25 protein-coding genes and 1 tRNA gene are annotated in these 26,922 nt (G+C 73.7%); 3 read left to right on the forward strand and 23 right to left on the reverse strand.

Going from position 1 to position 26,922, the window contains the following annotated elements; genetic code table 11:
* Positions 1–41 precede the first annotated feature (41 nt).
* From O7603_RS17085 to O7603_RS17095, 3 genes are all read right to left on the reverse strand, one after another.
* Positions 42–800, reverse strand: a complete 759-nt coding sequence (locus O7603_RS17085) for a Bax inhibitor-1/YccA family protein (RefSeq protein ID WP_281570805.1) — start codon at positions 798–800, stop codon at positions 42–44.
* 170 nt (positions 801–970) lie between these two features.
* Positions 971–1,786: a Bax inhibitor-1/YccA family protein gene (locus O7603_RS17090; protein WP_281570806.1), complete on the reverse strand. Its 816-nt coding sequence runs from the start codon at positions 1,784–1,786 to the stop codon at positions 971–973.
* 112 nt (positions 1,787–1,898) lie between these two features.
* Positions 1,899–1,979 (reverse strand) — tRNA-Leu (locus O7603_RS17095).
* 103 nt (positions 1,980–2,082) lie between these two features.
* Between O7603_RS17095 and O7603_RS17100 the strand changes: the two genes are divergently transcribed.
* Positions 2,083–3,948 carry a hypothetical protein gene (locus O7603_RS17100; protein ID WP_281570807.1) on the forward strand — a complete coding sequence of 622 codons (1,866 nt, stop codon included), beginning with the start codon at positions 2,083–2,085 and terminating at the stop codon, positions 3,946–3,948.
* A 95-nt stretch (positions 3,949–4,043) separates the two neighbouring features.
* Here the strand turns inward: O7603_RS17100 and O7603_RS17105 are convergent, their stop codons facing one another.
* From O7603_RS17105 to eno, 16 genes are all read right to left on the reverse strand, one after another.
* Positions 4,044–5,375 (reverse strand): NAD(P)/FAD-dependent oxidoreductase, encoded by a 1,332-nt coding sequence (locus tag O7603_RS17105; protein ID WP_281570808.1) that lies wholly within the window; start codon positions 5,373–5,375, stop codon positions 4,044–4,046.
* A gap of 104 nt (positions 5,376–5,479) precedes the next feature.
* Positions 5,480–6,043 carry a hypothetical protein gene (locus tag O7603_RS17110; protein WP_281570809.1) on the reverse strand — a complete coding sequence of 188 codons (564 nt, stop codon included), beginning with the start codon at positions 6,041–6,043 and terminating at the stop codon, positions 5,480–5,482.
* Between the two features lie 46 nt (positions 6,044–6,089).
* Complete coding sequence (locus O7603_RS17115; protein WP_281570810.1) at positions 6,090–7,466, reverse strand: DUF58 domain-containing protein; 1,377 nt, start codon at positions 7,464–7,466, stop codon at positions 6,090–6,092.
* Complete coding sequence (locus O7603_RS17120; protein ID WP_281570811.1) at positions 7,466–8,473, reverse strand: MoxR family ATPase; 1,008 nt, start codon at positions 8,471–8,473, stop codon at positions 7,466–7,468. Before O7603_RS17120 ends, O7603_RS17115 begins: the two co-directional genes overlap by 1 nt.
* On the reverse strand, positions 8,473–9,063 hold the full coding sequence (locus tag O7603_RS17125; RefSeq protein ID WP_281570812.1) for a hypothetical protein: 591 nt from the start codon (positions 9,061–9,063) through the stop codon (positions 8,473–8,475). The genes O7603_RS17120 and O7603_RS17125 overlap by 1 nt, the downstream gene beginning before the upstream one ends.
* 66 nt (positions 9,064–9,129) lie before the next feature.
* Positions 9,130–9,927, reverse strand: a complete 798-nt coding sequence (locus tag O7603_RS17130; RefSeq protein ID WP_281570813.1) for a DUF4129 domain-containing protein — start codon at positions 9,925–9,927, stop codon at positions 9,130–9,132.
* A 19-nt stretch (positions 9,928–9,946) separates the two neighbouring features.
* Positions 9,947–10,687 (reverse strand): uracil-DNA glycosylase, encoded by a 741-nt coding sequence (locus O7603_RS17135; protein WP_348651021.1) that lies wholly within the window; start codon positions 10,685–10,687, stop codon positions 9,947–9,949.
* Positions 10,680–11,366 (reverse strand): dienelactone hydrolase family protein, encoded by a 687-nt coding sequence (locus O7603_RS17140; protein ID WP_281570814.1) that lies wholly within the window; start codon positions 11,364–11,366, stop codon positions 10,680–10,682. Before O7603_RS17140 ends, O7603_RS17135 begins: the two co-directional genes overlap by 8 nt.
* Before the next feature lie 200 nt (positions 11,367–11,566).
* Complete coding sequence (locus O7603_RS17145; RefSeq protein ID WP_281570815.1) at positions 11,567–12,034, reverse strand: hypothetical protein; 468 nt, start codon at positions 12,032–12,034, stop codon at positions 11,567–11,569.
* 185 nt (positions 12,035–12,219) lie between these two features.
* Positions 12,220–13,239, reverse strand: a complete 1,020-nt coding sequence (locus O7603_RS17150; RefSeq protein ID WP_281570816.1) for a hypothetical protein — start codon at positions 13,237–13,239, stop codon at positions 12,220–12,222.
* On the reverse strand, positions 13,236–13,568 hold the full coding sequence (locus O7603_RS17155; protein ID WP_091394259.1) for a PadR family transcriptional regulator: 333 nt from the start codon (positions 13,566–13,568) through the stop codon (positions 13,236–13,238). The genes O7603_RS17150 and O7603_RS17155 overlap by 4 nt, the downstream gene beginning before the upstream one ends.
* 113 nt (positions 13,569–13,681) lie before the next feature.
* Positions 13,682–14,611: a Ppx/GppA phosphatase family protein gene (locus O7603_RS17160; RefSeq protein ID WP_281576717.1), complete on the reverse strand. Its 930-nt coding sequence runs from the start codon at positions 14,609–14,611 to the stop codon at positions 13,682–13,684.
* Positions 14,612–14,685: 74 nt separating this feature from the next.
* Positions 14,686–15,195, reverse strand: a complete 510-nt coding sequence (locus O7603_RS17165) for an amino-acid N-acetyltransferase (protein ID WP_281570817.1) — start codon at positions 15,193–15,195, stop codon at positions 14,686–14,688.
* Positions 15,196–15,202: 7 nt separating this feature from the next.
* On the reverse strand, positions 15,203–15,760 hold the full coding sequence (locus O7603_RS17170; RefSeq protein WP_281570818.1) for a DUF501 domain-containing protein: 558 nt from the start codon (positions 15,758–15,760) through the stop codon (positions 15,203–15,205).
* Between the two features lie 34 nt (positions 15,761–15,794).
* Positions 15,795–16,433 (reverse strand): septum formation initiator family protein, encoded by a 639-nt coding sequence (locus O7603_RS17175; protein ID WP_281576718.1) that lies wholly within the window; start codon positions 16,431–16,433, stop codon positions 15,795–15,797.
* A gap of 32 nt (positions 16,434–16,465) precedes the next feature.
* Complete coding sequence (gene eno, locus O7603_RS17180) at positions 16,466–17,749, reverse strand: phosphopyruvate hydratase (RefSeq protein WP_281570819.1); 1,284 nt, start codon at positions 17,747–17,749, stop codon at positions 16,466–16,468.
* Positions 17,750–17,976: 227 nt separating this feature from the next.
* Between eno and O7603_RS17185 the strand changes: the two genes are divergently transcribed.
* A complete protein-coding gene (locus O7603_RS17185; protein WP_281570820.1) occupies positions 17,977–18,669 on the forward strand; it encodes a hypothetical protein in 693 nt (230 codons plus the stop codon).
* Positions 18,666–19,535 carry an NAD(+) diphosphatase gene (gene nudC, locus O7603_RS17190; protein ID WP_281570821.1) on the forward strand — a complete coding sequence of 290 codons (870 nt, stop codon included), beginning with the start codon at positions 18,666–18,668 and terminating at the stop codon, positions 19,533–19,535. Before O7603_RS17185 ends, nudC begins: the two co-directional genes overlap by 4 nt.
* A 43-nt stretch (positions 19,536–19,578) precedes the next feature.
* Here nudC and O7603_RS17195 read toward each other — a convergent pair whose 3' ends face one another.
* The 4 genes from O7603_RS17195 to mfd all read right to left on the reverse strand — a co-directional run bounded on the left by O7603_RS17195 (position 19,579) and on the right by mfd (position 26,911).
* Positions 19,579–21,198 (reverse strand): DUF885 domain-containing protein, encoded by a 1,620-nt coding sequence (locus O7603_RS17195; protein ID WP_281570822.1) that lies wholly within the window; start codon positions 21,196–21,198, stop codon positions 19,579–19,581.
* A 97-nt stretch (positions 21,199–21,295) separates the two neighbouring features.
* On the reverse strand, positions 21,296–22,303 hold the full coding sequence (locus O7603_RS17200; protein WP_281570823.1) for a nucleoside triphosphate pyrophosphohydrolase: 1,008 nt from the start codon (positions 22,301–22,303) through the stop codon (positions 21,296–21,298).
* A 2-nt stretch (positions 22,304–22,305) separates the two neighbouring features.
* Positions 22,306–23,097 carry a hypothetical protein gene (locus tag O7603_RS17205; RefSeq protein ID WP_281570824.1) on the reverse strand — a complete coding sequence of 264 codons (792 nt, stop codon included), beginning with the start codon at positions 23,095–23,097 and terminating at the stop codon, positions 22,306–22,308.
* Between the two features lie 157 nt (positions 23,098–23,254).
* A complete protein-coding gene (gene mfd / locus O7603_RS17210) occupies positions 23,255–26,911 on the reverse strand; it encodes a transcription-repair coupling factor (protein ID WP_281570825.1) in 3,657 nt (1,218 codons plus the stop codon).
* Between the last annotated feature and the right edge of the window lie 11 nt (positions 26,912–26,922).

Raw genomic sequence — 26,922 nt, forward strand, 5'->3', positions numbered from 1 at the left:
GAGTGTACGGACCGGCCAGCCCCCGGATCACCGCCGGCCGCTCACCGGCGCAGGTAGCTGAGCAGTCGCAGCAGCTGCCAGTAGAGGAAGACCAGGCCGGTGAGCAGCCCGAACGCGCAGAGCCACGCGTACCGGCGGGGTCGGCCGGCCCGGACCGACCGCTCGACGAGGTCGAAGTCGAGGATGAAGCTGAACGCCCCGGCGATGATCGCCACCACCGCGAACACGTACGCCAGCCCGCCCACCTCGCCGGTCAGGCTGTAGACCTCCAGCCCCTGCCGCCCCGTGACCAGGTAGACCACCAGGTTCACCACGCTGATCGCGACGATCCCGAGCAGGGTGCCGATGACCAGCCGGGCCAGCCGGGGCGTCGCCCGGATCAGCCGCGCCCGGTAGAGCAGCGCCATGCCGAGGAAGACGCCGAACGTCCCGGCCACCGCCTGCGACACGATGCCCGGGTAGACCAGCTCGAACGCCCGGCTCGCGACGCCCAGCAGCAGCCCCTGGACGACCGCGTACGCGACCATCGGCAGCGGGTTGGTGATCGCCCGCAGCGAGATGACTAGGGCCAACGCGATCGAGGCGAGGGCGCTGCCGGCGAGCGCGGCCGGCACCCAGGCCGCCTCCGGCACGAACAGCCAGGACACCAGCGCGGTGGCGCCGGTGAGCAGAAGCAGCCCGACCGTCCGGACCACCACGTCGTCGACGGTCATCTCCTCCGCGGCGCCGACGCCGAGCACCCGGCTCTCCAGCCGGGTGGTCTCGTCGAGCCGGTTCAGCACCGGGTTGGTACTGCGCACCGCCACCCCCTCGCCGCCGGACCCCTCGCAGTCACTCTGCACCGGCCGGTCGGGCGGCGGCGGGAAAACGGCGGTGCCCGGGACGCGGGCCGACGGACGGACCGCCCCGGACGCGGAGGCGCCCGCCCCCGCGATGCGGGGACGGGCGCCGACGGTCGGGCGGACGACGGTCAGTCGTCGCCCTGGAAGTAGCTCAGCAGGCGCAGGATCTCGATGTAGAGCCAGACCAGGCTGACCAGGATGCCGAAGGCGGCGACCCAGGAGTAGCGCTGCGGCAGGCCCATCCGGACGCCGTCCTCGACCTCCTTGAAGCTGAGCACGAAGCTCAGCGCGGCGACCACGATGACGACCAGGCTGAACCCGATGGCCAGCGGGCTGCCGTCGCGCAGGCCGGTGTTGACGCCGAACAGGGACAGCACGAAGTTGATCAGCATCACCGCGAAGAGGCCGACGATCGCCGCCGTCACGCCCTTGACGAACGCCGGGGTCGCCCGGATGGCCCGCACCTTGTAGAGCAGGGCCATCAGGAAGAAGATGCCGAAGCTCGCGACCGCGGCCTGCAGCACGATGCCGTCGTAGCGGGTCTCGAAGAACTTGCTGACCATGCCGACGAACACGCCCTCGACGACGGCGTACGTGACGACCAGCGCCGGGTTCGCCATCCGGGAGAACGAGATGATCAGGCCGAGGACCAGGCCGACCATCGCGGCACCGATCCAGGCGACGCCGACCAGCGCGTCGGGGACCAGCACCCAGGCGGCCGTGGCCATGACGCCGACGATGCCGAGCAGGGTGACGGTCTTGATCACCACGTCGTCGATGGACATGGGCGCCACGGTCGGCGGCGCGGCCGGGTAGCCGGCCCCGGTCGGGTACTGCTGGGGAATGCCGGGCGCGCCGTACGGCCCGGTCGGGGCGTACCCGGCGGAGCGCTCCCGCTCGGCCGCCTGGCCGAGCCGGGCGAGCACCGGGTTCGAGGTCTTCACTTTCTGGCCTCCCTCAGGGGGTCGTGTGCACGTGAACGCGCACACCCAAGAGTAGACTGCCGCGCCCATTCGTGGAGATCACCGAGCAGATGAGGGGGTGGAAATGTGATCGTGCCCGGGGCGGGGGTCGAACCCGCACGCCTTGCGGCAGCCGCTTTTAAGGCGGCCGTGTCTGCCGTTCCACCACCCGGGCCGGGCGGCACCGGGACGACGACACGCCGCGGTGCAGTGTCACGGTAACCGGTCGGCGGCCACCCGGCGTACCCCGCCGCCGTTGCCACACTAGGGTCGAAGCCGTGAGCAGCGCAGCCCCCACGGCCCCCGACGCCGCCCCTGAGCAGGCTCTCCGCCTCGCCGACCGGCCCACCCGCCGGTCCCGGACGACCCGGGTGCTGGCCGCCATCGGCCGGCACCGCGCGGACCTCGCGGTCGCGCTGTTCTTCGCCCTGCTGGCCGGCTGGCTCACCCACGGGTTGTGGCCGGACCCGGGCTCCCGGACGCTGGCGCTCAACCCGGCGGACCAGACCCTCTACGAGTGGTTCCTGGCGGTCGACGCGCGAGCCCTGCTCGGCGACTTCAACCTGCTCACCGACCGGCTCAACGCGCCGGACGGGGTGAACCTGATGACCAACACCACGGTCATCGCGCTCGGCGTCGCCCTCTCCCCCATCACCCTGCTGCTGGGCGCGCCGGTCACCTTCGCCCTGCTGGCGGCGGCCAACCTGGCCGGCACCGCCGTCGCCTGGTACCTGCTCTTCACCCGGACGCTGCGCGCCCGCCGGCTCGCCGCCGGGCTGGGCGCCGGCCTCTGCGGCTTCGGCCCGGGGATGATCTCCCAGACCAACAGCCACCTGCACATGACCGCGCAGTGGCTGGTCCCGGTCATCGTCTGGTTGGTGGTCCGCCTGCTGCGCGCCGCGGACCCGGAGCGGGTCCGGCCGGTCGACCCGGCCGACGGCACGACCGTCGTGCTGGGGCCGGACCGGCGCCGGCTGGTCAGCTCCGCCGTCGGCCTCGCCGCGGCGGTCACCGCCCAGGTCTTCATCGGCGAGGAGGTGCTCTTCCTCGCCACGATCACCCTGCTCGTGATGGCGGTCACCTACGCCGCGGTGGACCGCGACCTCGCCCGCCGCGCGCTGCCCGCCTTCGCCGGCGGCATGGCACTCGCCGCCGGGCTGGCGCTGCTGGCGCTCGGCTACCCGCTCTGGTTCCAGTTCGCGGGCCCGCAGGGGGTCGCCGACGGCATGTTCAGCCCGCACTACTTCTCGGCGGACCTGCGCAGCTGGTGGACGGTCTCGCCGCTGTCCGTGGCGGGCAGCGACGACGCGGCCCGCCTCACCACCGGCCCGGCGGAGTACAACACGTTCCTCGGCTGGCCGCTGCTGCTGGTCACCGCGGCCTGCGCGGTCTGGCTGGGTCGCCGCCGGCTGGTGGTCGCCTGCGGCGTCGCGGGGCTGGTGATGGGCGTCCTCTCGCTCGGCCCCTCCGTGGTGCTCAGTGGGACGCGAACCGGGGTGCCCGGGCCGTACGTCCTGCTGTCGGGGCTGCCGGTGGTGGACGGCGCGCTCCCGATGCGGTTCGCCCTCGCCGTCCTGCCGCTGGCCGCGACGTTGCTGGTGCTGGCCGTGGACCGGGCGCTGCGCGGCACCGGCCGGGCACGGCGGCTGGTGCCGGCGGCGGTGTGCGCGGCGCTGCTGCCGCTCTTCCCCGCCCCGTTGCCGACCGCCGAACGGCCCCCGCTGCCGGAGTTCATCACCGGCGGCCACTGGCGGGAGTGCGTCCAGCCGGGCGGGGTGCTGGTGCCCGTCCCGCTGCCCACCCCGAAGGAGCCCTGGCCGATGCGCTGGGCCGCCGCCGCGGACGCCGCCTTCGCCACGCCGGAGGGTTTCTTCATCGGCCCGTACGGCCGGGGCGGCGGCGCGGCCATGGGCACCTTCCAGCAGCCCACCTCGGCCCTGCTCACCGAGGTCGCCCGCCGGGGCGACCTGCCGGTGATCGGCGACGAGCAGCGGCGGCAGGCCGCCCGGGACGCGGACTTCTGGGGCGCCTCCTGCGTGGCCCTGGCCGCCGACGCCCCGCACGTGGACAGCCTGCGCGGCACCCTGGAGCAGCTCTACGGCCCGTCGACCCGCATCGCCGACGCCTGGATCTGGCGGGTCTGACGCCGCTCGCCCACGGCGCGCGGCCACCCACCGGTCAGCACGCGAAGGCCCCCTCCCGCCCGGCGGCGGAAGGGGGCCTGTCGTGGTACGTGGACTCAGCTCTGGCGGGCGCCGACCGGCTGGGACGCCTCGGCGAACTCCTCGCGCGGGTCGTGCAGCTGGCCGAGCGCGACCACCTCGCGCTTCAGGAAGAAGGCCAGGGACCAGTCGACGACCACCCGGACCTTCCGGTTGAAGGAGGGGATCCGGCTCATGTGGTACGTCCGGTGCATGAACCACGCCGGCCAGCCGGTCATCTTGACGCCGTACACCTGGGCCACGCCCTTGTGCAGGCCCAGGCTGGCCACGCTGCCGACGTGCTTGTGCCGGTACTCCACCGGCTCCCGGCCCCGGATGACCTCCTTGATGTTGTCCGCCATCCGGGCGGCCTGACGCACCGCGTGCTGGGCGCTCGGCGAGCAGTACGCCCCGGGCGGGCCGGTCAGGTCCGGCACCGCGGCGCAGTCGCCCGCGCTCCACGCGCCCTCGACCACCCGGTCGCCGTCGACCACCTGGAGGGTCGGCAGGCAGGTGACCCGGCGCCGCTCGTCGCGCGGGAAGTCGGTCCTGTCCAGCAGCGGCGACGGCTTGACGCCCGCCGTCCAGACGATGGTGTCGGCGGCGAAGCTGTCCCCGTCGGAGAGCTTGACCACCCCGTCGACGCAGGACTCGAGCCGGGTGTCCAGTCGGATGTCCATGTTCCGCTTGAGCAGCTGCTGCACCGTGTAGGCGCCCATGTCCCGATCCACCTCGGGCAGCACCCGCTGGGTGGCCTCGACCAGCACCCAGCGCATTTCGTCCGGCTCGAGCTCCGGGTAGTACCGCAGCGCGTCGCGGGCCATGTCCTCCATCTCGGCGAGCGCCTCGATGCCGGCATAGCCACCGCCGACGAAGACGAAGGTCAGCGCGGTCCGGCGGACCTCCGGGTCCGGCGTGACGGCCGCGACGTCGAGCCGGTCCAGCACGTGGTTGCGGAGGTAGATCGCCTCACCGATGGTCTTGAACCCGATGCCGTGCTCGTGCAGGCCGGGGATCGGCAGCGTCCGGGACACCGAACCGGGGGCCACGATCACGTGGTCGTACGCGATCTCCCGGGTGGGGCCGGAGATCGGCTGGACCGTGGCGACCTTGCGGTCGTGCTCGATCCGCGTGATCGTACCCGCCACCACCTTGCACCGCCGCAACTCCCGTCGCAGCGGCACCACCGCGTGGCGGGGGGAGATGTTGCCCGCCGAGGCCTCCGGCAGGAACGGCTGGTAGGTCATGTGTGGCTGCGGGTCAACCACGATGACCTCAGCCTCACGGACGCTGAGCTTCTTCGACAGGCGCAGGGCCGCGTACAGGCCGACGTGCCCGGCACCCACCACAAGGATCCGCTTCGGATTCACGTCATCTATCTTTCCCCGGGGTGCTCGGGTATTCCCGTCCGCGCCCCCCTTCTGTGACGGAGCACAACCGCTGTGACCTGCGCAACTGATCGCCTTCCCGATTTTCACCGGCGGCGCAGCAGCCACCCCAGCATCGCCGCCACGCCCACCGCGACCAGCAACCCGGCCACCGTGGCCAGCTGGTAGCCGGTGCCGGCGCCGAGGTCGGGGACCTCCATCAGCAGCACCCCCAGCACCGCCGCGGCCAGCAGCACCGCGCCGGCTCGCACCAGCCAGCGCGTGATCAGCTCCGGGTCGACCACCGCGTCGTAGGGCAGCAGCGCAGCCAGTGCGCAGAGGGTGTGCAGCAGGTAGAGCAACGCGGACAGGGCGAGCAGCCGCCACAGCGCGATCGGCCGGCCGTACCCGTCGGCGGCGAGCAGCCACCCGCCCACGGTGACCAGCACCGCGAACGTCGGCCAGACTCGACGTGGACCGACCGCGGGCAGCAGCGCCACCAGCACCAGCGCGCCGAGCTGCTGACCGGCGAGCACCTCCGCCGGGAAGGCCAGCAGGAAGCCGGCCACCGCGGTGAGGAAGATGCCGGCCCGGACCAGCAACGGGGTCAGGCTGATCCGGTTGGCCGCCGTACGCAGCGCCTGGACCCGTTCGGTGACGGCGTCGATCATCGTGGGCCTCCCCCGTCCACCGGCCGCCCGCCGCGCGGCGTGGCGTTCACCGGCCACCAACGCGTGGGGCGGTCGCCAACCGGGCTACGTCGCGCAGCACCTGGTCCAGGCTGCCCGCGCCGGCCCAGCCCACCACCGGCACGCCGTGCTCGCGCAGTTGCGCGATCATCGTGTCCCGGTCCAACCGCCACAGCCGGTACGCCACCTCGGCCCAGCCCCGATCCTTCGGCGCGGTGAGGTCGGCGGGCAGGGTGTCCACCGCCACCACGAACCGGCCGGAGCGAGCCAGCCTCGCCAGCATCTGCGCCGACCGTTCGTCCAGCAGCGGGGTCAGCACCACCACCAGCGCGTCCGCGGAAAGCAACTGCGGACCGAAGACCAGGTCGTACGGCTCGTGCCGGCTAGGCTCCACGTGGACGTCGAGGAGCCACTCCAACACGGTGAGGTACTGGCGGCGGCCGGTCGCGGGGCGCAGCCGGCGGGCCGTCGGCCCGTACTCCAGCAGCGACACCCGGTCGCCCCGGTGCAGGTAGTGCTCGGCGATCGCGGCCGCGGCTCGTACGGTGGTGTCCAGCACCGAGGCGGCACCGGACACGCCGCCCGAGCGGCCGGCCTCGGCGAGCACGTCCAGCAGCACCACCACCTCCGCGTCCCGGTCGGAGAGGGTGGCGGCCACGTGCAGCTGCCGGGCACGCAGCGAGACCCGCCAGTCGATCCGGCGCAGCCGGTCACCCGGCGCGAAGATCCGGACACCGGCCAGCTCACCGCCCTCGCCCGGCCGTCGGGAGTGGTGCGCGCCGACCAGCCCGGCGGCCCGGGGCATCGCCTCCACCGCCTCGAACGGCTCCGTCTTCGGGTAGACCCGGACCCGGACCGGCTCGGTGATCACCGCCCGGGAGACCAGCAGCCCACCGGCGACCGCGACCCGCGCGCCGGCGGGACCGACCGGATGCCGTCCCCAGCGCAGGGCGGTGCCGGTCAGCTCCAGGTCGACCGCAGAGGTGGCGGGCACCGACGTCACGAACGGCCGGTCGGCCACCGCCCGGCCGCCCGCCGCGGCGCCACCGGCGAACCCGACCCGGTCGATCCGCAGCCACGGCGAGACGCGGGTCCGCACTACGGCCACCTCGTAGTCGACCGTGTCCGGGTTGCCGATGGTCACCGACCCGGTCAGTTCGCCGCCCTCGATCAGGTGCCCCTCGTCGGCGGCGACCCACACCTCGGGCGGCGCCGCGGGCCGGCGGCGCAGCGCGTACGCGGTGCCGAGCGCGAACGGCGCGGCCAGCACGATCAGGTCGATACGCCCGAGCACGACCGCGGCCACCAGCAGCAGGCCGGTGACCAGCACGGCGCGGCCGAGCGCCCGAGTGGGCGCCCAGCCGCCGGTCGCCGCCGGCTCCTGCTCCGCGCGCGGCCCCGCCATCAGTGCCCGGGCCCGCCGGCCGCGTAGCTCGGCAGCGCGCCGCTGGCCGGTGCCGGAGTGCCCTCCAGCACCTCACCGACCACGAAGGACGGATCGACCCGACGCAGCCACATCTCCGGGCGCAGCGTGATCCGGTGCGCCAGCGCCGGCACCGCCACCTCCTTGACGTCCTCCGGGACCACGTAGTCCCGACCGGCGAACACGGCCCGGACCCGAGCCAGCAGCAACAGCGCCAGCGAGCCGCGTGGCGACGCGCCGACCAGCACCGACGGGTGCTCGCGGGTGGCCGCGGTGAGCGCCACGATGTACCGGCCGATGGAATCCTCCACCACCACGTCCTCCAGCGAGGCCTGCATCGCGCGCAGGGTGGCCGCGTCCACCACCGCCTTGATCTCGGCCTCTTCGCGGCGACGGGCCATCCGCCGGCGCAGCACCTCCCACTCCTCCTCGTGCGCCGGGTAGCCGAACGAGACCCGGAGCAGGAAGCGGTCGAGCTGCGCCTCGGGCAGCGGGTAGGTGCCCTCGTACTCGATCGGGTTGGCGGTGGCCAGCACGTGGAACGGCTCGTCCAGCCGGTAGGTGACGCCCTCCACCGAGACCTGCTTCTCCTGCATCGCCTCGAGCAGGGCCGACTGGGTCTTCGGCGGCGTCCGGTTGATCTCGTCGGCGAGGAGCAGGTTGGTGAAGACCGGGCCGGCGCGGAACGCGAAGTCGCCGCTGCGCTGGTCGTACAGGAACGAGCCGGTGACGTCGGCGGGCAACAGGTCCGGGGTGAACTGGAGCCGGCGGAAGTCCAGCCCGAGCGCCTGGGCGAAGGACCGCGCGGTGAGGGTCTTGCCCAGGCCGGGCAGATCCTCCAGCAGCACGTGCCCGCCGGCCAGGATCCCGGCGAGGACGAGCTCCAGGGCGTCCCGCTTGCCGACCACGACCGAGCCGACCGCGTCCAGCACCGCCCGAGCCAGGTGACCGACCTCGGCGGCGGGCATGGTCCGGTCCACGTCGTTCATCAGATCTTCTCCAGTTCGGCGACGATCACCGCGAGGTCGCGCGGCGACGGGGTGCGACGGGGCGGGGTCTCCAGGAACGCCCAGAGGCGCTCGCCGAGCAGGGCGCGGGCCCGGACGGGATCCGAGTCGCGGGTCGCGCCGTGCTTCAGGCGCAGCCGCTCGTCGGCCAGTTCGCCGAGGCGGGGCAGGATCACCTCGGTGAACCGCTCGGGCCGGGTCGCCGACCAGTCGAGCGGCACCTCCCAGCCGTTGATCGCGGTGCGCAGCGCGTCCCGGTCGTTCCAGTTCCAGGTGCCGTCGTCGACGGCGGTGGCCCGGGCCCGGGGGCGGGCCGGGGACGGCGGCGGGGGCGCCAACGCGGCGACCACGCGGCGGACCGCGAACAACGCGACCACGCCGGCGATCAGGATCAGCAGCGAGACCCGCAGGCCGACCGCGCGCAGGCCGACGACCAGCACGACCACCACGGACGCGATGCCGGTCAGGGCGCGCAGCACCTGCCCGGCCCGACTGCCCCGCTCCCGGTCGTCGTGCCGGACCCGCTCCTCCTCGAAGGTCAGCAGGTCGTCGATGCTCGCGCTACCACTCATGCCGGCACCTCGCTCCGCTCGGCGCCGGCGCGAGTGCGCCACTGCTGAACCTCATGGCTCGCTCGGTCACGACTGCGCCTCGCCCGGCGTCGCCGTCGTGAGCTCGCCGCGCAGCCGGCGCAGCGCGGTCCGTGCCTGGTCCCGGGTGCGCTCGTCGACCGGCCGGGTCGCGTAGCGGGCCTCCCGGTAGACGTGCGCGAACTCGCCCAGCACGTCGGCGCTGACGATCGCCGGCACGCCGGCCGCGGGGTCGCCGCGAAGCAACCGGGTGACCAGGTCGGTGGGGGTGTCGCCGGCCAGTCGGGGGACGCCGGCCGCGGCGGCGGCCTCCTCGAGGCGGACCCAGCAGGCGATGACCGCGACCCGAGGGTCGGTGTCCCGGTCGTCCAGGTCGACCAGGCCGGCGTCCACGGCCGCCACCACCTCGTCGGTGGTGCCCGCGGAGCTGCGCCGGGCCCGCTGCCGTGGCAACGCCCGGGTGCTGCGGCGCCGCGCGCCACGGAGCAGCGCCCAGGCCAGGTAGCCGATCGCGCCGAGGACGGCCAGCCCGAGCAGCACGACCGCGGCGGTGAGGATCCACTGCGGGACGTGCGGTTGGGTGGCCTCGGCGGCGTCGCGCGGCTCGACCGGGATGGACGGCGGCGGCTCCGCCGTCGGATATTCGGGCACGAACGGAATGTCCTCCGCCGCCGGCGGGATCCGGGACGCCCCGATCGACGAGTGCGACGCGGCCAGCGCGGTGGCGGCGAGCAGCAGGGCCACCACGCCGACCGGCCACCAGCGACGCAACAGGCCGAGACCGGCCCGTGGCCCGCCGTCCGCCGCCGAGGGGTACGGCGTGGGCCGGCGCGTTCCGTCCGTCATCGCCACCGCCCCACGCAGGTCAGTCCACTCCGGCCAACTGCTTCGCCCGGGCGAACACGTCGTCCAGCATTCCTGGTGTCAGCCGTCCCGTGAAGGTGTTCTGCTGGCTGACGTGGTAGCAGCCGAGCAGATCCGGTGCGGCCGTGCCGGACCAGTGTGCCCCATGCGCAAAGGTCGGTCGCGGGCTGGGCGGACGGACCCCGTACACCTGACGCAGCGTCGGCCACCAGGCAGCCCAGGCGAACGCGCCCAGCGCGACCACGACCCGCAGCGTGGGACGGATCAGCGTCACCTCGCGGTGCAGCCAGGGTGCACACGTGTCCCGCTCCTCGGGCGTCGGCTTGTTGTCCGGCGGGGCGCAGCGCACCGCGGCGAAGATGCGGGTGTCCCGCAGCGCGAGCCCGTCGTCGGCGGCGACGCTGGTCGGCTGGTTGGCCAGGCCGGCACGGTGCAGCGCGGCGAAGAGCACGTCGCCGGACCGGTCCCCGGTGAAGATCCGGCCGGTGCGGTTGCCGCCGTGCGCGGCCGGTGCCAGCCCGAGGATGGCGATCCGCGCGTCCGGCGGGCCGAACCCAGGCACCGGACGGCCCCAGTACCGCTGGTCGCGAAAGGCCGCCCTTCGGGTCCGGGCGACCTCCTCCCGCCAGTCGACCAGTCGGGGGCAGGCGAAGCAGTCGCTCACCGCCGCATCGAGGTCGGCCAGGTCGGTCGCCCGCGCGGCGCGGTCGACCACCTCCCCCGGCGTACGCGGCTCAGCCAAGCTTCGCCCGGAACAGTTCGAGGGTGCGGGCCCAGGCGGTCGCGGCGGCCCGCTGGTCGAAGTTCTCCGGCCGGTCCTCGTTGAAGAAGGCGTGCGCGGTGCCCGGGTAGTCGTAGGTCTGGCAGCTGCCGCCGGCGGTCTCGATCGCCTGGCGTGCGGCCTGCACACCCTCGGCGGACGAGGTGCCGTCCGCCTCCGAGCAGTGGATGAGCGCGGCCTTGCCCGCGTAGTCGACCCACTCGGGGCTCATCCCCTCCCAGGGGAGCCGGGGGTAGAAGGCCGCGGTGGCGACGATCCGCTCCGACCGGGTCGCCGCCCAGAGGGCCAGGCTGGCGCCCGCGCAGAAGCCGGCACAGCCGACCTTGCCGGTGACCTCGGAGCGATCCGCCAGGTAGTCGGCGGCCGCGGCGATGTCCGACGCCGCCTCGTCCATCTGCGTGCTGTTCAGCATGAGCCGGGGCTCACTCGGCTTGCTGGCCGGCCCGCCGTGCCGGAAGTCCGGAGCGAGCGCGACGAAGCCGGCCTCGGCGAACCGGTCCACGACCGCGCGTACGTGGGGCACCAGGCCCCACCAGTCCTGGATGACGATGACCGCAGGGCTGGCCGCACCGCCGGAGGGTATCGCGAGATAGCCCTCGCTCGTACCGCCGTTGCTGCGATACCTCACCATTTCGCCCATCGGCCCGTCCTCCTAGCGGTCAGTCATCGTTGGCTGGTCGCCCAGTGTCGGTAGCCTGCCACGCCGCGACCGCGCCGGGAAGATGCCGGAACAGTGGCATTCACCTCCTGTTTGCCCGGCGGTGGAGGCTGATACGCCGACGGCGGCGCGGAGAGTCTCCGCGCCGCCGTCGGCGGTGGCTGTGCCGTGCTGCTCCGGACTCAGGACTTCTTGGTCAGGCAGAGCAGGTAACCGGTCTTGCCGGGCTCGATGCTGTAGAAGAGGTAGCCGTCCTCACCCTCCTTGATGTACTGCTCGCAGGCGGTGCCCTCCTTCGCCTGCGCCTCGGTCTGCCCCTCGACCCGGCCGACCACGTTGTACGCGGCGTCGGTCGAGGTGCACTCGACGACCTTGGCGTCGTTGGCCTCCTCCTCCTCGGTGCCGGTGATCTCGGGCAGCTCGGCGATGCAGTCACCGACCTTCGCCTCGGCGGTGGCGTCCTTGTCGAAGAAGCTGGCGAGGCCGAACTTGAGGCCGGCGATGACGACGATCACGACGATCGCGCCGAGGATGCCGAGCACCTTCTTGGCACCGGACTTCTTGGGCTCCGGCGCGGCCGGCGGCACCGGCACGGCCGGCTGGGGCTGCTCGGGGTTGGCCGAGGGGGGCGGTGCGACCTGCTCTGACACGGGGGTTCCTTCCAGGGGGTGAATGAGCAGACGACACCGTAGCGATCATCACCCTCGCTCCGCCGCCCCGCCGACCTCCTCCGTTCAGCCATTTCCCAGCTTGTTCAGCAATCTCCCAGCTTGGGGTGTGACCAGGAACTCCCGGCCGCCGCGCCGCGTGGCGACCGGGAGTCGGCGGAGCGGGATCAGCCGGTGACGCTGGGCGTGGGGCTGACCGTCTGCCCCGGCGTGCCGCTCGGGCTCACCGTCGCACCCGGACCGGCGGTAGCGGTGGCCGTGGGCTGCGGCGTGGCGGTCACGGACGGGGTCGGTGACGGCAGCGGCGGCAGGGCGGGCGGCGCGGCTCCCACGGGCGCCCGCGGCGCGAACGGCGCCTGGTCGGGGCAGTACGGGTACGGGCGCAACAGCGGGTTGCCGTTCGGGTCCCGCTCGTCGACGCAGTCCGGGTAGCCGAGCCGGATCGGGTCACCGTTCTGGTCGAAGAGCCGGGCGTTCTCCACCAGCCGACCCTCGCTGTCGTAGACGAACACGTCCCGGACCCGGTCGTACGGGTTGTTGACCGCGATCGGGTCGTAACCGTACTCCTGGTAGCCGGCCCGGTCCTCGGCGTTGGCGAGGCCGGCCAAGGCGAACACGACGAGCACGAAGCTGCCGGCGTGCAGGGCCCAGCGCGGCCAGCCGCGCAGGCGCTCCGAGCGACGGCCGAGCCAGATCGACGCGAGCACGAAGCCGACGAGCATGACCAGGCCGGCGAGGAACTCACCGCCGAGCCGGGGAAGCAGACCGAACCCGCCGCCCGTGGTCACCACGGTCACCAGCATCGCGGCCAGGTAGCCGCGCAGCACCCACCAGGCCGGTCGGAGCAGCCGCAGGAACTCGCTCGCGGTCGCATACCCCAGCGGCGGGCCGAGCCGGGCGTCGAGGCCGCGCAGCCGGCCGCGGACGCGGGCCACGGCGGCGGCGACCCGCTGGTCCACCTGGCGCCCGCGGGCGGTCGGCGCGCCGGCCGCGGCGCGCAGCTCGGCGGCGTACGCCTCGGGCTCGCCGAGCCGGTCCACCAGTGAGCCGTCGGCCTCGGCGGCCACCTCGGCGAGGTGTTCCGGCAGATCCTCGCTCAGCTCGTCGCGGACCGCCGGCGGCAGGTCGGCCAGCGCCGCCCGGACCCGTCCGACGTAGTCCGTGATCTCCTGCTCCGTGACGGTCATGCCGCCATCCCCCGATCGTCGAGCAGCGTGTCCATGGTGGTGGCGAAGGAGCGCCAGAGCTTGCCGGAGCGGGTCAACTGGTCCCGGCCCGCGGCGTTGAGTGAGTAGTACTTGCGGTGCGGGCCGGACTCGCTCGGCACCACGTACGTCGTCAGCAGGCCGGCGGCGAAGAGCCGGCGCAGCGTGCCGTAGACCGAGGCGTCGCCGACCTCCTCGAGGCCGGCCTCGCGCAGCCGGCGCAGGATGTCGTAGCCGTAGCCGTCCTCCTCCCGGAGCACGGCGAGAACCGCCAGGTCGAGCACGCCCTTGAGGAGCTGGGTCGTATCCACGCTTCGCACACTACTGTGCGATGCGTAATAGCGTCAACGAACGGCGTCCCCGCGAGTCGTCCGATCGACACGCCGCGCGGCGGGCCGGGAAACCTGACCCGCCGCGCGAGCCGTCAGCGCAGGCTCCAGGCGATCCCGTCGAGGATGTCGTGCTCGGAGGCGACCACCGACGGCATCCCGGCCCGCTCCATGATCACGCGGAGCACCAGGGCGCCGGCACCGATCACGTCGGCGCGGCCCGGGTGCATGACCGGGATGGCCAGCCGCTGCTCGCGGGTCTTGCCGAGCAGGTCGGCCGTCACCTCCGCGACCTGCTCGTAGGAGGCCCGGGCGTGGTGGATGCGCTCCGGGTCGTACGCCTGGAGGCCCTGGGCGATGGCGACCACGGTGGTGACCGACCCGGCGAGCCCGATCAGGGTGGCGGCCTCGCGGCCGGGCACGACGGAGAGCGCCCGGTCGACCGCGACCGCGATGTCGGCCTGCGCGGCGGCGATCTCGTCCAGCCCGGGCGGGTCGCCGTGCAGGTGCCGCTCGGTCATCCGGACGCAGCCGATGTCCATCGACACGGCCGCCCGCACCCCGGCGTCCCGGGTGCCGACCACGAACTCGGTCGAGCCGCCGCCGATGTCCACCACCAGGAACGGCTGCTTCGCGTCGGCGGGCAGCCCGCGCACCGCGCCGGTGAAGGAGAGCCGCGCCTCCTCGTCCCCCGTCACCACCTCCGGAGCGACCCCGAGGGTCTGCTCCACCATGGCGCGGAAGTCCCCGGCGTTGCTGGCGTCCCGGGTGGCCGAGGTCGCGCACATTCGGACCCGTTCCGCGCCGAGCTTCTCGATGTCGGCGGCGTAGCCGGCCAACGCGACCCGCGTACGCTCGATCGCCTCGGGCGCCAGCCGGCCGGTGCGGTCCACGCCCTGCCCGAGCCGGACGATCTCCATCCGGCGGCTGACGTCGGTCAGCGGCACCTCGGGCCCGGCACCGGGGTCGGGCAGGTCGGCCACCAGCAGCCGGATCGAGTTGGTCCCGCAGTCGATGGCGGCCACGCGCGTCGTCACGGGGCCAACCCTACGGCAGCCGGCGAACCCGGCGGCGGAGAGCGGCGGGACGGGGGCAGGACTCAGAGGCGCAGCAGCATCCGGGTGTTGCCGAGGGTGTTCGGCTTGACCCGCTCCAGGTCGAGGAACTCCGCGACACCCTCGTCGTACGAGCGCAGCAACTGTTCGTAGACCGGCTGCGGAACCGGGGCGCCGTCGATCTCGGTGAAGCCGAACGAGCCGAAGAAGCGCGTCTCGAAGGTGAGCACGAAGATTCGGGCCACGCCCAGGTCGCGGGCCGCGTCGATCAGGTCGCCGACGATCCGGTGCCCGATCTTCCGGCCGCGGACGGACGGGTCGACCGCGACCGTGCGGATCTCGGCCAGGTCCTCCCACATCACGTGCAGCGCGCCGCAGCCGACCACGCTGTCGTCGTCGGCGCGCGCCGCGACACGGAACTCCTGCACGTCCTCGTAGAGGGTGACGGTGGCCTTGCTGAGCAGCCGCCGGTCGTCGGTGTAGGTGTCCACCAGCCGGCGGATCCCCCGCACGTCCCGGGTGCGGGCGCGCCGCACCACGATCTCGTCGGTCACCGTGGGCTCACTCGGCCGCCGGCACGTCCACGCACGGCCCGGCCGTCCACCAGGGCTCGAGCAGCGCCAGCGTCTCGTCGCCGAACGGATTGACCCCGGGCCCGGCGGCGAGCGCGTGGCCGAGGTGCACGTGCAGGCACTTCACCCGGCCGGGCATGCCGCCGGCGGAGATGCCGGCGATCTCCGGCACCTCGCCGATCGCCTCGCGCCGGGCCAGGTAGTCCTCGTGCGCGGCGCGGTAGTGGGCGGCCAACTCCGGGTCGGCGGCCAGCCGCTCAGCCATCTCCTTCATCAGGCCGGCCGACTCCAGCCGGCTGCACCCGCCGGTCGCCCGGGGGCAGGTGAGGTAGAACAGCGTCGGGAACGGGGTCCCGTCGGCCAGCCGGGGCGTCGTCTCCACCACGTCGGGCAGGCCGCACGGGCACCGGTGGGCCACCGCCCGGGTGCCCCGGGGCGGGCGTCCGAGCTGCGCGGCCACCGCGGCCAGGTCGGCCTCGGTCGCCGGTTCCCGCTTCGGCGGGGGTACGGAATCCGCCGCCGACTCCTGCGGTGGTACGACAGTCACGGTGCCCATCTCTCGTTCGGTGCTCGTTCGGTGCTCAGTTGGCGGGCTGCTCGCCGTTGGCCGCTTCGACGCTCGACCACAGGGTGTCGTACCAGGGATCGGGCGTGGTCGGCGCGCGGGGGGCCGACTTGCCGGCGTCCCGCGCGGCGCCCTCCGGGTCGTTGAGCAGGATCACCAGCTTCTCGCCGGGACGTCCCATGTAGAACCGCTCCCGGGCCTTCGTCTCGATGAAGGCCGGGTCCTGCCACTTGGCCGCCTCGGCGGACAGGTCAGCGATCAGCTTCTCCTGCGCCGCCTGCGCGGCCTCCATCCGCTCGATGTCGGTCTGCTGGTCGAGGTAGACGCGGACCGGATAGGTGTATGCCAGGGCGAGCGCGATGAGCACCGCGAAGAGCACGGTGGCCCGGCCGGTCAGGCGTCGGGGGTGGGGTGCGGAGAGCCGCTTGACCGTGCCACCGGCCGTGGTGCGCCGGGCGGCCGCCGGCCGGTTCGCGGAGCGTACGCCCTCGGCGCCCCGGGTGGCGCCCGGCGCGCGACCGGCGGCTCCGCGTGGCTCGGCGCGCACGCCGGTCTCGCGGACCGACGCCCGGGCGCCGCGGGCCCCGCCCGGCCGGCCGGACTGGCCGGGCCGGCGGGCGGGACGCTGACCACCCGGTGTGCGGCGCTGCTGCATCGTCACACCCCTCCCCCGAGGCCTCGCGCGTCTCAGGCGGAACGGTAGCGCGGGAACGCCCCCACGCCGGCGTACCGCGCCGCGTCGCCCAGCTCCTCCTCGATCCGCAGGAGCTGGTTGTACTTGGCGACCCGGTCCGAACGGGCCGGGGCGCCGGTCTTGATCTGGCCGCAGCCGGTGGCCACCGCGAGGTCGGCGATCGTGGTGTCCTCGGTCTCGCCGGAGCGGTGGCTCATCATGCACTTGAAGCCGGCCCGGTGGGCCAGGTCCACCGCGTCCAGGGTCTCGGTGAGCGAACCGATCTGGTTGACCTTGACCAGCACGGCGTTCGCGGCCTGCTCGGCGATGCCCCGGGCGATCCGCTGCGGGTTGGTGACGAACAGGTCGTCGCCGACGATCTGGATCCGGTCGCCGACCGCCGCGGTCAGGGTCTGCCAGCCGCTCCAGTCGTCCTCGGAGAGCGGGTCCTCGATGGACACGATCGGGTAGTCGCCGATGAGCTTGGTGTAGTAGTTGCTCATGTCCTCGGCGGTCTTCGCGGCGCCCTCGAAGGTGTAGGTGCCGTTCTCGCAGAACTCGGTCGCGGCCACGTCGAGCGCGAAGACGATGTCGGTGCCGAGCCGGTAGCCGGCCTTCTCGACCGCCTCGGCGATCAGGTCCAGCGCGGCGGAGTTGGTGGGCAGGTTCGGCGCGAAGCCGCCCTCGTCACCGAGGCCGGTGGAGAGGTCCTTCTTCTTCAGGACGGACTTCAGCGCGTGGTAGACCTCCGCGCCGGAGCGGAGCGCCTCGCGGAAGTTCGGCGCGCCGATCGGCGCGATCATGAACTCCTGGATGTCGACGTTGGAGTCCGCGTGCGCGCCGCCGTTGAGGATGTTCATCATCGGCACCGGCAGCAGGTGGGCGTTCGGGCCGCCCAGGTAGCGGAAGAGGCTCAGCTCGGCGCTGCCGGCCGCCGCCTTCGCCACCGCCAGGGAGACCCCCAGGATGGCGTTGGCGCCCAGCTCGGACTTGCTGTCCGTGCCGTCGATGTCGAGCATCTTCTGGTCGATGAGGCGCTGCTCGCTGGCCTCGTAGCCGATGATCTGGTCGACGATGCGGTCCTCGACGTTCGAGACCGCCTTCTCGACGCCCTTGCCCTGGTAGCGGTCGGCGTCACCGTCGCGCAGCTCGATCGCCTCGAAGGCGCCGGTGGAGGCGCCGGAGGGCACCGCGGCGCGGGCCACCGTGCCGTCGTCCAGGCCGACCTCGACCTCGACGGTCGGGTTTCCCCGCGAGTCGAGAATCTCCCGGGCGACGATTCCCTCGATGGTTGCCACTGAGTCGCTCCTCGTATGTGTGTTTCCGGTGCGAGCCGCGACGGTGCGGCTGAGGCAGGTGTTGAACGCAGCGTATCGGGCGACGCGCGGGCGCGGGCCGTGCGGTGCCACGGAGCGTGGTCCGAAACCTGCCCCCAAGGCCGCCCTCCACGGACATTCCCGGATTCTCGGGCGTCAACCGGCAACCGGTTTGCGTAGCGTGGACCCGATCTATCAGGCTGAGCGGCATGCCCGCCGCCTCGACCACTCTCCGCATGCTCGCCGTGTCGGTCATCGCGTCGCTCACGGTCACCGGCTGTCAGGCCCTCGACGACGCCGGACGGGCGATCGGGCGGGCCGATCTGGTCAACGACCTCGCCACCCGGCTGGACCGGGCGCTGGAGCTGACCTACTCGGCCGACTACCAGCTCCCCGGCGGCGAGACGGCCGCCATCACGCAGGCGCAGGACCCGGCCCGCTCGGCATACCGCTACCCGGGCGGGACACTCACCGTCACCGCCGACGCGACCACCCGGTGCGACGCGACCGGCGCCCGGACGATGTGCACGCTCGCGCCGCCGCCGGTCGCCGGCAGCAAGCCCTCGGTGACCCTGTTCGCCGAGGCGAAGCGGCACGGCCTGATCACCCCGCCGATCGTGGTGGGGATGCTGACCACCGCAGCGCTCGACCCGGCGGCGGTCATCGACCTGAGCGACACCACCCTCGCCGGACACCACGCCACCTGCGTGGACGTGGAGCAGGCGACGGGCGACTTCAGCGCCTGCGTGACCACCGAGGGGGTGCTCGGCAGCTTCACCGGGCAGGTCGACGGCAAGGCGATGGACCTAGCCCTGAGCCGCTACTCGGAAACGGTCGACGGCGCGGCGTTCGAGCTGCCCCCCGGGGCCGGCGTGGTCGACCGGCGCTCGACCACCTCGTGACCGCCGGCCCCCGGTTCGTGCCCGGCGCGGGTCACCCCGGGCCGCCCGGCCCCGGCGATCCCGCGCTGCTGGTGGCCGGCCGGAAGCTGCTGATCGGGCCGGACGGGCGGTTTCCCCGGATCGCCGACCTGCCCGACGACGACGGCTGGGTGCCGCTCGGCACGCTCGACGGCGTGCCGGCCTGGGCCGCCGCGCGGCCGGCGCCCGACGCGTCAGCCGGCGGGGCGCCGGCGGCCGGCACCGGAGATCACGGCCGCTGGGTGAGCTGGCGGGCGGTCGCCGCCGAGCTGCCCGAGCCGCTCGCCGCGCTGGCCGGCCGGGCGTTGCAGGTGGTGACCTGGCGACACGGCCACCGTTGGTGCGGAGCGTGCCGGGCCGAGCTGGCCGACGTGCCGGGCGAGCCGGCGCGCCGCTGCCCCGACTGCGACCTGTACGTGCCGATGCGGCTCTCCCCCGCGGTGCTGGTCGCGATCACCCGCCCCGCCCGGGCCGGCGGCACCGACGAGCTGCTCCTGGTGCGGCACTCGTACGGGCCGACCGACCTCTGGGCGCTGGTCGCCGGCTTCGTCGAGGCGGGCGAGACGCTGGAGGCCGCCGTGCACCGGGAGGTCGGCGAGGAGGTGGGGCTGGCCGTGAACGAGCCGACGTACTTCGGGAGCCAGCCGTGGGCGATGTCCGGCCCCGGCGTGCTGCTCACCGGCTTCACCGCCACTGCCGCGGACCCGACCGCCGAACCGGTGGTGGACGGGCGCGAGCTGGTGCGGGCGCGCTGGTTCCCGCTGGACGCGCTGCCGGCCGAGCTGCCGCCGGCGTACTCCCTCTCGCGCTGGCTGATCGACGCGGCCGCCGCCCGGGCGCGGCGCTGAGCCCGCGCGGCGACCGGATCGCCCGGCTGCCGCCGGGACCCGGTCAGAGGCCGAGCAGGGTACGCAGGTGGCGCGGGGGCGGGCAGTCGTGGGCGAGCATCGCGTCGTGCCAGTCCCGCACCGGCACGTCCGCCGGCCGGGCCGCGGCGATCTCGGCGACCTCGCTGTAGCCCACGAAGTACGTGGAGAGCTGGGTCGAGGTGAGCAGCGCCCGGCGCCACTTGCCGGCCGCCTCGCCCTCCTCCTGGAACCCGCGCCCGCTCATCAGCGCCATCGCCTCGGCCTCGGGCAGCTCCTCGCAGTGCACGAGCTGGTCCAGCAGCGCGTTGATGGTCATCCGCAGCTGCATCTTGAGCTGCTGCAACCGCACCGGCAGGCCACCAAAGCCGAGCCCGGCCATCAGCTCCTCGGCGTAGACCGCCCAGCCCTCGATGAACGGGCCGGACTCGGCCAGCGCGCGTACCCGGGTCGCCCCGCGGTACCGGCGGGCGTGCGCGAGCTGGAGGAAGTGCCCCGGCATCGCCTCGTGCACGGTCAGGTTGCGGATCATGTGGTCGTTGTACTCGCGGTAGAACGACTCCACCCGCTGCGCCGGCCAGTCCGCCGGGGTGGGTGCGATGCAGTAGAACGTCGGCACGTCCGCGGTCTCCAACGGGCCGGGTGAGTCGCAGTAGGCGACCGCCACGCCCCGGGCGAACTCGGGCATCTCCTGGATCACGCAGGGGTCGCCGACCAGGGTGACCAGGTCGTGGGCACGCACGAAGTCAGTCGCCTCGTCCAGGGTCACGCCCGCCAGGTCGACGATGGTGTGGTCGTCCGGGTGCTCGGCGGCGAGCAGGTCCAACGCCCGCCGTACGGTCTCGTCGTCGGCCGGACCGCCGACCAGCTCGACCGCCGCCTCCCGGATCTCCTCGGTGACCCGGTCCAGGTTGGCCCACGCGCGCCGACGGATCTCCGTGGCGCCCAGCTCGGTGTCGAGGGTGTGCCAGAGCCGCGCCTCCCAGAGCCGCCGGCCCAGTCGCGGATCGCGGCCCGGGCCGGCGTCGGCCGCCAGACCGGCGCGCAACCAGGCGACGAACTCCTCGATCGCCGCGATCGCGGCGGTGGCGGCGGGCTCGACGTGGCCGTGCAGCTCGGGGGCCTGGGCGAGCAGCAGCGGCACCTCGTCGCGGATCAGGGCGGCCGTGCCGGTGAACTGGCCGACCGCCGTCTCGGCGTGGATGCGGGGCATGTCACGCAGCGTGCCGCGGGCGATCGCCAGCGCGTCCGGCACGGCGGCCAGCCGCCCGGCCAGCTGGGTCAGCCGGACGTCCGCCGGGGCGTACGGGCGGGCGACCAGCGCGTGCAGCAGGGGGCCCGGGTTGTGCTGCAGCGGGTCCCACTCGTACGCCCGGATCTCGGTCAGCTCGAACAGCTCCCGGTCGACCAGGGCGCTGAGCAGGGCGTGGTCCACCTGTTCCTCGATTTCGAGCGACTCCGCGTCCAGCTCGGAGAGCGCGTTGGCCGCGTCGGTGAGCATCGCCCGGTCGGCCACGCGCGCGTCCGGGGAGAAGTCGGGCAGCCGGTCGTCGAACCGGTGGTCGCCGGCCGACGTGGCCAGCCCGGGCCGGCTCTCCAGCAGCGCCTCGACGATCCACTCGGCCAGCGGTGCAAACGATTCCACCCGCCGACCCTACCGGCCACCCACGACGCCCCGCAGCGCCACATTGATCAAGACGTTCGCGTCAGCCAGTGCCCGGCTTCTGACCCGAACCTCTTGATCAGCTCTGGTCGGTGGGTGGGGCGGTGGGGGTTGGGGCCTCGGCCTCGGCGGCGCGGACGGCTTCGGCGTACGCGAACGTCGTCCGGCGGAGGGCGGCCTCCGGGTCGAGGCCGGCCTCGCGGGCGGCGGCGACCGTGGACAGCAAGCTCGCGCCCAGGCGCGCCTCCGGGTCGACCTGGCCCTCGGCGAGCGGCGGCGGCACGGCCAGCCCGACCCGACCGGCGCGTTCCAGGATCTTCGCGGCCAGGGCGAGCGCGGGCTGACTCAGCGCAACGCCGTCGAGCACCGACCCACGCGCCTTCTCCGCGCGCTTGATCCGCTCCCAGTTGGCGGTGATCTCCTCCAGCGTCCCGGCCTCGGCGCCGGCGAAGACGTGCGGGTTGCGACGGACCATCTTGTCGACCAACCCGCCGGCCACGTCGTCCACCGTCCACCGCTCGCCCTCGGGCAGCTCCTCGGCCAGCCGGGCGTGCAGCAACACCTGGAGCAGCACGTCACCCAGCTCCTCGCGGAGCGCGTCGGTGTCGCCGGCGCTGATCGCGTCGTACGCCTCGTAGCACTCCTCGATCAGGAAGCCGGCGAGGCTCCGATGCGTCTGCGCCCGCTTCCACGGATCGCCGCCCGGGGAGGCCAGCCGGTCCATCACCGTCACCGCGTCGAGCAGCCGGGCGCCCGGCGGGTCCCATGAGCCGTACATCAGCTCCAACTCGGCCAGACCCGGTTCGCGGGCCAACCGAAGACCCAGCTCGCGGGCGACCGCCTCGTCGCCGGTCGGTCCGGCCAGCCAGACCGCGGTGCGATGCTCCGCGACCGCGTCCAACAGCGCCTGGGTCACGCCCTCGGTCACCACGGTGACCTGGCCGCCCGCGCTGCGGATCGCCACGGTGAGCTCGCTCTCCGCGCCGGTCAGCACCGGCGCGGACCGTACGACGTCCCAGGCGGCCGCGGTCAGCAGCCCGGCCGGCAACCGCGGCGAGGTGACCAGCAGGACGATCCGATCGGTCATGCTCAGCTGTCGGTGCCCGCGGTCTCCGCCGGCTCGGCCGACGGCAGCGGCTCGGGGGTGGAGATGTCGGTGACCGGACCGTTCTGGTCGATGTACGGCAGCGAGTAGAAGACCAGCGCCTGGCCGGTGCTGACCACCGACGGCACCCCGACCGTGCGGAAGCGCGGGTTGACCGCGATGTCCGCCCGCTCGGCCTCCTCCTGAAGCGCGGCGCTGAGCGCCGACGCGGCCCGGACGAAACCGCCGTCGCCGAACGCCTGCCGGACCTGGTCCACCGAGAGCCCGCCGTCGATCGCGCCGGTCTTGGCGATCGCCCGGTAGACGGCCATCACCGCGTCGTCGCTGAGCTGCTCGGCCAACGGCAGCTGCTGGCTGAGCGCCTGCGAGACGTCGATCCACTCGCCCCAGAGCCGCGTGTACTCCGCCGCGGCGGGCACCCGCAGGCCCTGCTGGAGCTCCTCCGGGCTGACCTGGTCCGGCACCTGGACGTTCTTCGCGGCCGCCACCCGCTTGCCCAGCTCCAGGCTGATCAGCAGATTGAGCACGTCCTGGCGGGTCACCGAGGAGCGCAGCTGGTCCGGCGACGGAGTCGCCCCGGCCTGGCTCGCCTCCTGGCGGACCGCCTCGCCGTACTTCGCCTGCAGGTCGTCGTAGATCTCGTCGACCCGCGCGGTCGACCAGCTGGTGTCACCGACGTACGCGGCGACGTCCGGAGCGGACTTCCCACAGGCGGCGAGGGAGAGGACACCGAGGGCCGCGACGCTGGCGGCGGCGATCAGACGGCGAGCACGCATGACCGCCACTCTCTCATGCCCAACCCCCAGCTGTGACGCCCCCCACCCTGCGCACCGTCCACCCCGTACGACCGCCGGCGATCATGAAGTTGTTGCCCGCCGCGCCGGCGTGTCGCGACAACAACTTCATGATCACCGCGTCGTGCGGGGGCGTGGGTCAGCCGGCCGTCGTTGCCAGGGCGGGCTCGCCGAGGACGTCGGAGAGCAGTTGGGCGCACCACTCCAGCAGCGCCTGGTCGCGCAGCGGCTCGCCGCCGACCCGGCGGGTGCTCGGCCGCGGCACGCTGACCTGTTCGGTGGCCTGCTTGTAGACCGCGTCCGGGTGGTAGCGCTTGAGCCGCATCTGCTTCGAGTCGGGCAGCGGCAGCGGGCCGAACCGGAGGTGCTTGCCCTGCACGCTGACGTCCGTGAGGCCGTACCGGCGGGCGAGCAGCCGGAACCGGGCCACCGCGACCAGGTTCTGCACCGGGGTGGGCGGCTCGCCGTACCGGTCGGTCATCTCGGCGACGACCTCGCGCAGCCGCTCCTCGTCGCGGGCCTCGGCGAGCTTGCGGTACATCTCCAGCCGCAGCCGCTCCACCCCGACGTAGTCGTGCGGCAGGTGCGCGTCGACCGGCAGGTCGATCTTGACGTCGACCTCCTCCTCCGGGCGCTCGCCCTTGAACGCCTGCACCGCCTCGCCGACCATCCGCACGTAGAGGTCGAAGCCGACGCCCTCGATGTGCCCGGACTGCTCGCCGCCGAGCAGGTTGCCGGCGCCCCGGATCTCCAGGTCCTTCATCGCCACGTACATGCCGGCGCCCAGCTCGGTGTGCTGCGCGATGGTGGCCAGCCGCTCGTGCGCGTTCTCGGTGAGCGGCTTGTCCGCCGGGTAGAGGAAGTACGCGTACGCCCGCTCCCGGCCCCGGCCCACCCGGCCGCGGATCTGGTGCAGTTGGGCCAGGCCGAGCAGGTCGGCCCGCTCGACGATCAGTGTGTTGGCGTTCGGGATGTCGATGCCGGACTCCACGATCGTGGTGCAGACCAGCACGTCGAACTCCTTCTCCCAGAAGCCGACCATCACCTTCTCGAGCGCCTCCTCGCCCATCTGGCCGTGCGCCACCGCGACCCGCGCCTCCGGCACCAGCTCACGGATCCGGCGGGCCGCCCGATCGATCGACTCCACCCGGTTGTGCAGGTAGAAGACCTGCCCGTCGCGGAGCAGCTCACGGTGGATGGCCGCGGCCACCTGCCGGTCGTCGTACGCCCCGACGGCGGTGAGCACCGGGTGGCGCTCCTCGGGCGGGGTGGCGATGGTGGACATCTCCCGGATGCCGGTGATCGCCATCTCGAGCGTCCGCGGGATCGGGGTGGCCGACATGCTCAGCACGTCGACCGAGGCCCGCATGGACTTCAGGTGCTCCTTGTGCTCGACGCCGAACCGCTGCTCCTCGTCGACGATCACCAGCCCGAGAGACTTGAACCGGGTGGCGGCCTGGAGCAGCCGGTGGGTGCCGATGACGATGTCGGCCGTGCCCTCGGCCGCCATCGTCAGGGTCTGCTCGGCCTCCTTAGGCGTCTGGAAGCGGGACAGCTGCCGGATCGTCACCGGGAACTGGCCCATCCGCTCGGCGAACGTGTTGTAGTGCTGCTGCACGAGGAGCGTGGTCGGCACCAGGACGGCGACCTGCTTGCCGTCCTGGACCGCCTTGAACGCCGCCCGGACCGCGATCTCGGTCTTGCCGTAGCCGACGTCGCCGCAGATCAGCCGGTCCATCGGGACGGTCTGCTCCATGTCCCGCTTGACCTCTTCGATTGCCGCGAGCTGGTCGGGCGTCTCCTGCCAGGGGAAGGCGTCCTCCAGCTCCCGCTGCCAGGGCGTGTCCGGGCCGAAGTTGTGCCCCTTGGACGCCTTGCGGGCGGCGTAGAGCTGGATCAGCTGGGCGGCGATCTCCCGGACCGCCTTGCGCGCCCGCGCCTTCGACTTCTGCCAGTCCGAGCCGCCCATCTTGTGCAGGGTCGGCTGCTCGCCGCCGACGTACCGGCTGAGCTGGTCGAGCTGGTCGGTGGGGACGAAGAGCCGGTCGCCGGGCTGACCCCGCTTGCTCGCGGCGTACTCGATGACCAGGTACTCCCGCGAGGCGCCGTTCACGGTGCGCTGCACCAGCTCGACGTAGCGGCCGATGCCGTGCTGCTCGTGCACGACGAAGTCGCCCGCCTTCAGCTCCAACGGGTCGATGGTGTTGCGCCGCCGGCTGGGCATCTTGCGCATGTCGCGGGTCGAGGTGCCCCGTCCGCCGGTGAGGTCGTTGCCCGTCAGCAGGACGAACCGGGAGGCCTCGTCGACGAAGCCGGCGCTCAGCGAGCCGCAGGCCACCAGCAGCTCGCCGGGGGCCGGCGCGGTCGGCACGGTCTCGGTCAGCCGGGCGCCCAGCCCGGCGTCGCGGAGCACCTCGACCGCCCGCTGGGCGGGGCCGTGCCCCTCGAAGACCAGCGCGATCGACCAGCCCTCACCGGCCCAGCGCTTCAGGTCGTCGACCACCCGGGCGGTCTCGCCGTGGTAGAGCGGCGCCGGCTGGGCGGCCAGGGTCACCGCGATCGCGTCGTCCGGGGTGACGCTGACCTCCTCCGGCGCGTCCTCCCAGGGCTGGCGGGCCGGCGCGGCCTCCGCCTCGACGAGGCCGAACGGGGAGAGCGTCCACCACGGCTGGCTCAGCTTCCCGGCGGCCGCGCGTACCTCGGCCAGGCTGCGGAAGGCGGCGGCGCCGAGGTCGACCGGGGCCTGGCCGCCGACGGCGGCCGCGGCCCAGCTGGCCTGGAGGAACTCCTCCGAGGTACGGACCAGGTCGTGCGCCCGGGTGCGGATCCGCTCCGGGTCGCAGAGGAGCACGTGGGTGCCGGCCGGCATCGCGTCCAGCAGCAGCTCCATCGAGTCGGCGCCGATCAGCGCCGGGGCGAGCGACTCCATCCCCTCGACCGGGATGCCCTCGGCCAGCTTGTCCAGGATCTCGGCCAACTCCGGGTGCTGCTCGGCCAGCGCCGCGGCCCGCCGGCGCACGTCGGGGGTGAGCAGCAGCTCGCGGCACGGCGGCGCCCAGAGCTGGGCGACCTGCTCGATGGTCCGCTGGTCGGCGACCGCGAACGTGCGGATCTCCTCCACCTCGTCGCCCCAGAACTCGACCCGGGACGGGTGCTCGTCGGTGGGCGGGAAGACGTCCAGGATGCCGCCACGCACCGCGAACTCGCCGCGCTTGGTGACCAGGTCGACCCGGGCGTACGCCATGTCGATGAGCCGGCGGGCGACCTCCTCCAGATCGGCCTCGACCCCGGCGGCGAGCTGCACCGGCTCCAAGTCCCCGAGTCCCTTGAGCTGCGGTTGCAGCAGCGAGCGCACCGGGGCGACGACCACCCGCAGCGGGCCGCTGCGGCCGTGCGCGTCGGCCGACTGCGGGTGGGCCAGCCGGCGGAGCACGGCGAGCCGGCGGCCGACGGTGTCCGAGCGGGGCGAGAGCCGCTCGTGCGGCAGCGTCTCCCACGACGGGTAGACCGCCACCTGCTCGGACGGGAGCAGGCTGCCCAGCGCCGCGGCGAGGTCGTCGGCCTCCCGGGTGGTGGCGGTCACGGCCAGCACCGGGCGACCGGCGCCCCCGCCGGGCGTGCCGCCGGTGCCGGCCTCGCCGGGATCCGCCGCGACCGCCGCGACCGCGAACGGGCGCAGCGCCGGCGGGGCGGTGAGGTCCAGCCCGTCGACCTGCGCGGCACCGGAGCGCGCCAGGTCACGCGCCCGAGCCAGACCGGGGTCGGCCAGGGCGGCGGAGAACAGACCGGTGAGCATGTGACATCACT

Origin of the sequence: Micromonospora sp. WMMD812 (genome assembly GCF_027497215.1) — a bacterium.
Lineage (GTDB): Bacteria > Actinomycetota > Actinomycetes > Mycobacteriales > Micromonosporaceae > Micromonospora.

Excerpts from the sequence above, each read along its gene's own strand:
- O7603_RS17110 (WP_281570809.1), bottom strand. The coding sequence starts at position 6,043 with ATGATCGACGCCGTCACCGAACGGGTCCAGGCGCTGCGTACGGCGGCC.
- O7603_RS17115 (WP_281570810.1), bottom strand. The coding sequence starts at position 7,466 with ATGGCGGGGCCGCGCGCGGAGCAGGAGCCGGCGGCGACCGGCGGCTGG.
- O7603_RS17120 (WP_281570811.1), bottom strand. The coding sequence starts at position 8,473 with ATGAACGACGTGGACCGGACCATGCCCGCCGCCGAGGTCGGTCACCTG.
- O7603_RS17125 (WP_281570812.1), bottom strand. The coding sequence starts at position 9,063 with ATGAGTGGTAGCGCGAGCATCGACGACCTGCTGACCTTCGAGGAGGAG.
- O7603_RS17130 (WP_281570813.1), bottom strand. The coding sequence starts at position 9,927 with ATGACGGACGGAACGCGCCGGCCCACGCCGTACCCCTCGGCGGCGGAC.
- O7603_RS17140 (WP_281570814.1), bottom strand. The coding sequence starts at position 11,366 with ATGGGCGAAATGGTGAGGTATCGCAGCAACGGCGGTACGAGCGAGGGC.
- O7603_RS17150 (WP_281570816.1), bottom strand. The coding sequence starts at position 13,239 with ATGACCGTCACGGAGCAGGAGATCACGGACTACGTCGGACGGGTCCGG.
- O7603_RS17175 (WP_281576718.1), bottom strand. The coding sequence starts at position 16,433 with ATGCAGCAGCGCCGCACACCGGGTGGTCAGCGTCCCGCCCGCCGGCCC.
- O7603_RS17185 (WP_281570820.1), top strand. The coding sequence starts at position 17,977 with ATGCCCGCCGCCTCGACCACTCTCCGCATGCTCGCCGTGTCGGTCATC.
- O7603_RS17200 (WP_281570823.1), bottom strand. The coding sequence starts at position 22,303 with ATGACCGATCGGATCGTCCTGCTGGTCACCTCGCCGCGGTTGCCGGCC.
- O7603_RS17205 (WP_281570824.1), bottom strand. The coding sequence starts at position 23,097 with ATGCGTGCTCGCCGTCTGATCGCCGCCGCCAGCGTCGCGGCCCTCGGT.
- mfd (WP_281570825.1), bottom strand. The coding sequence starts at position 26,911 with ATGCTCACCGGTCTGTTCTCCGCCGCCCTGGCCGACCCCGGTCTGGCT.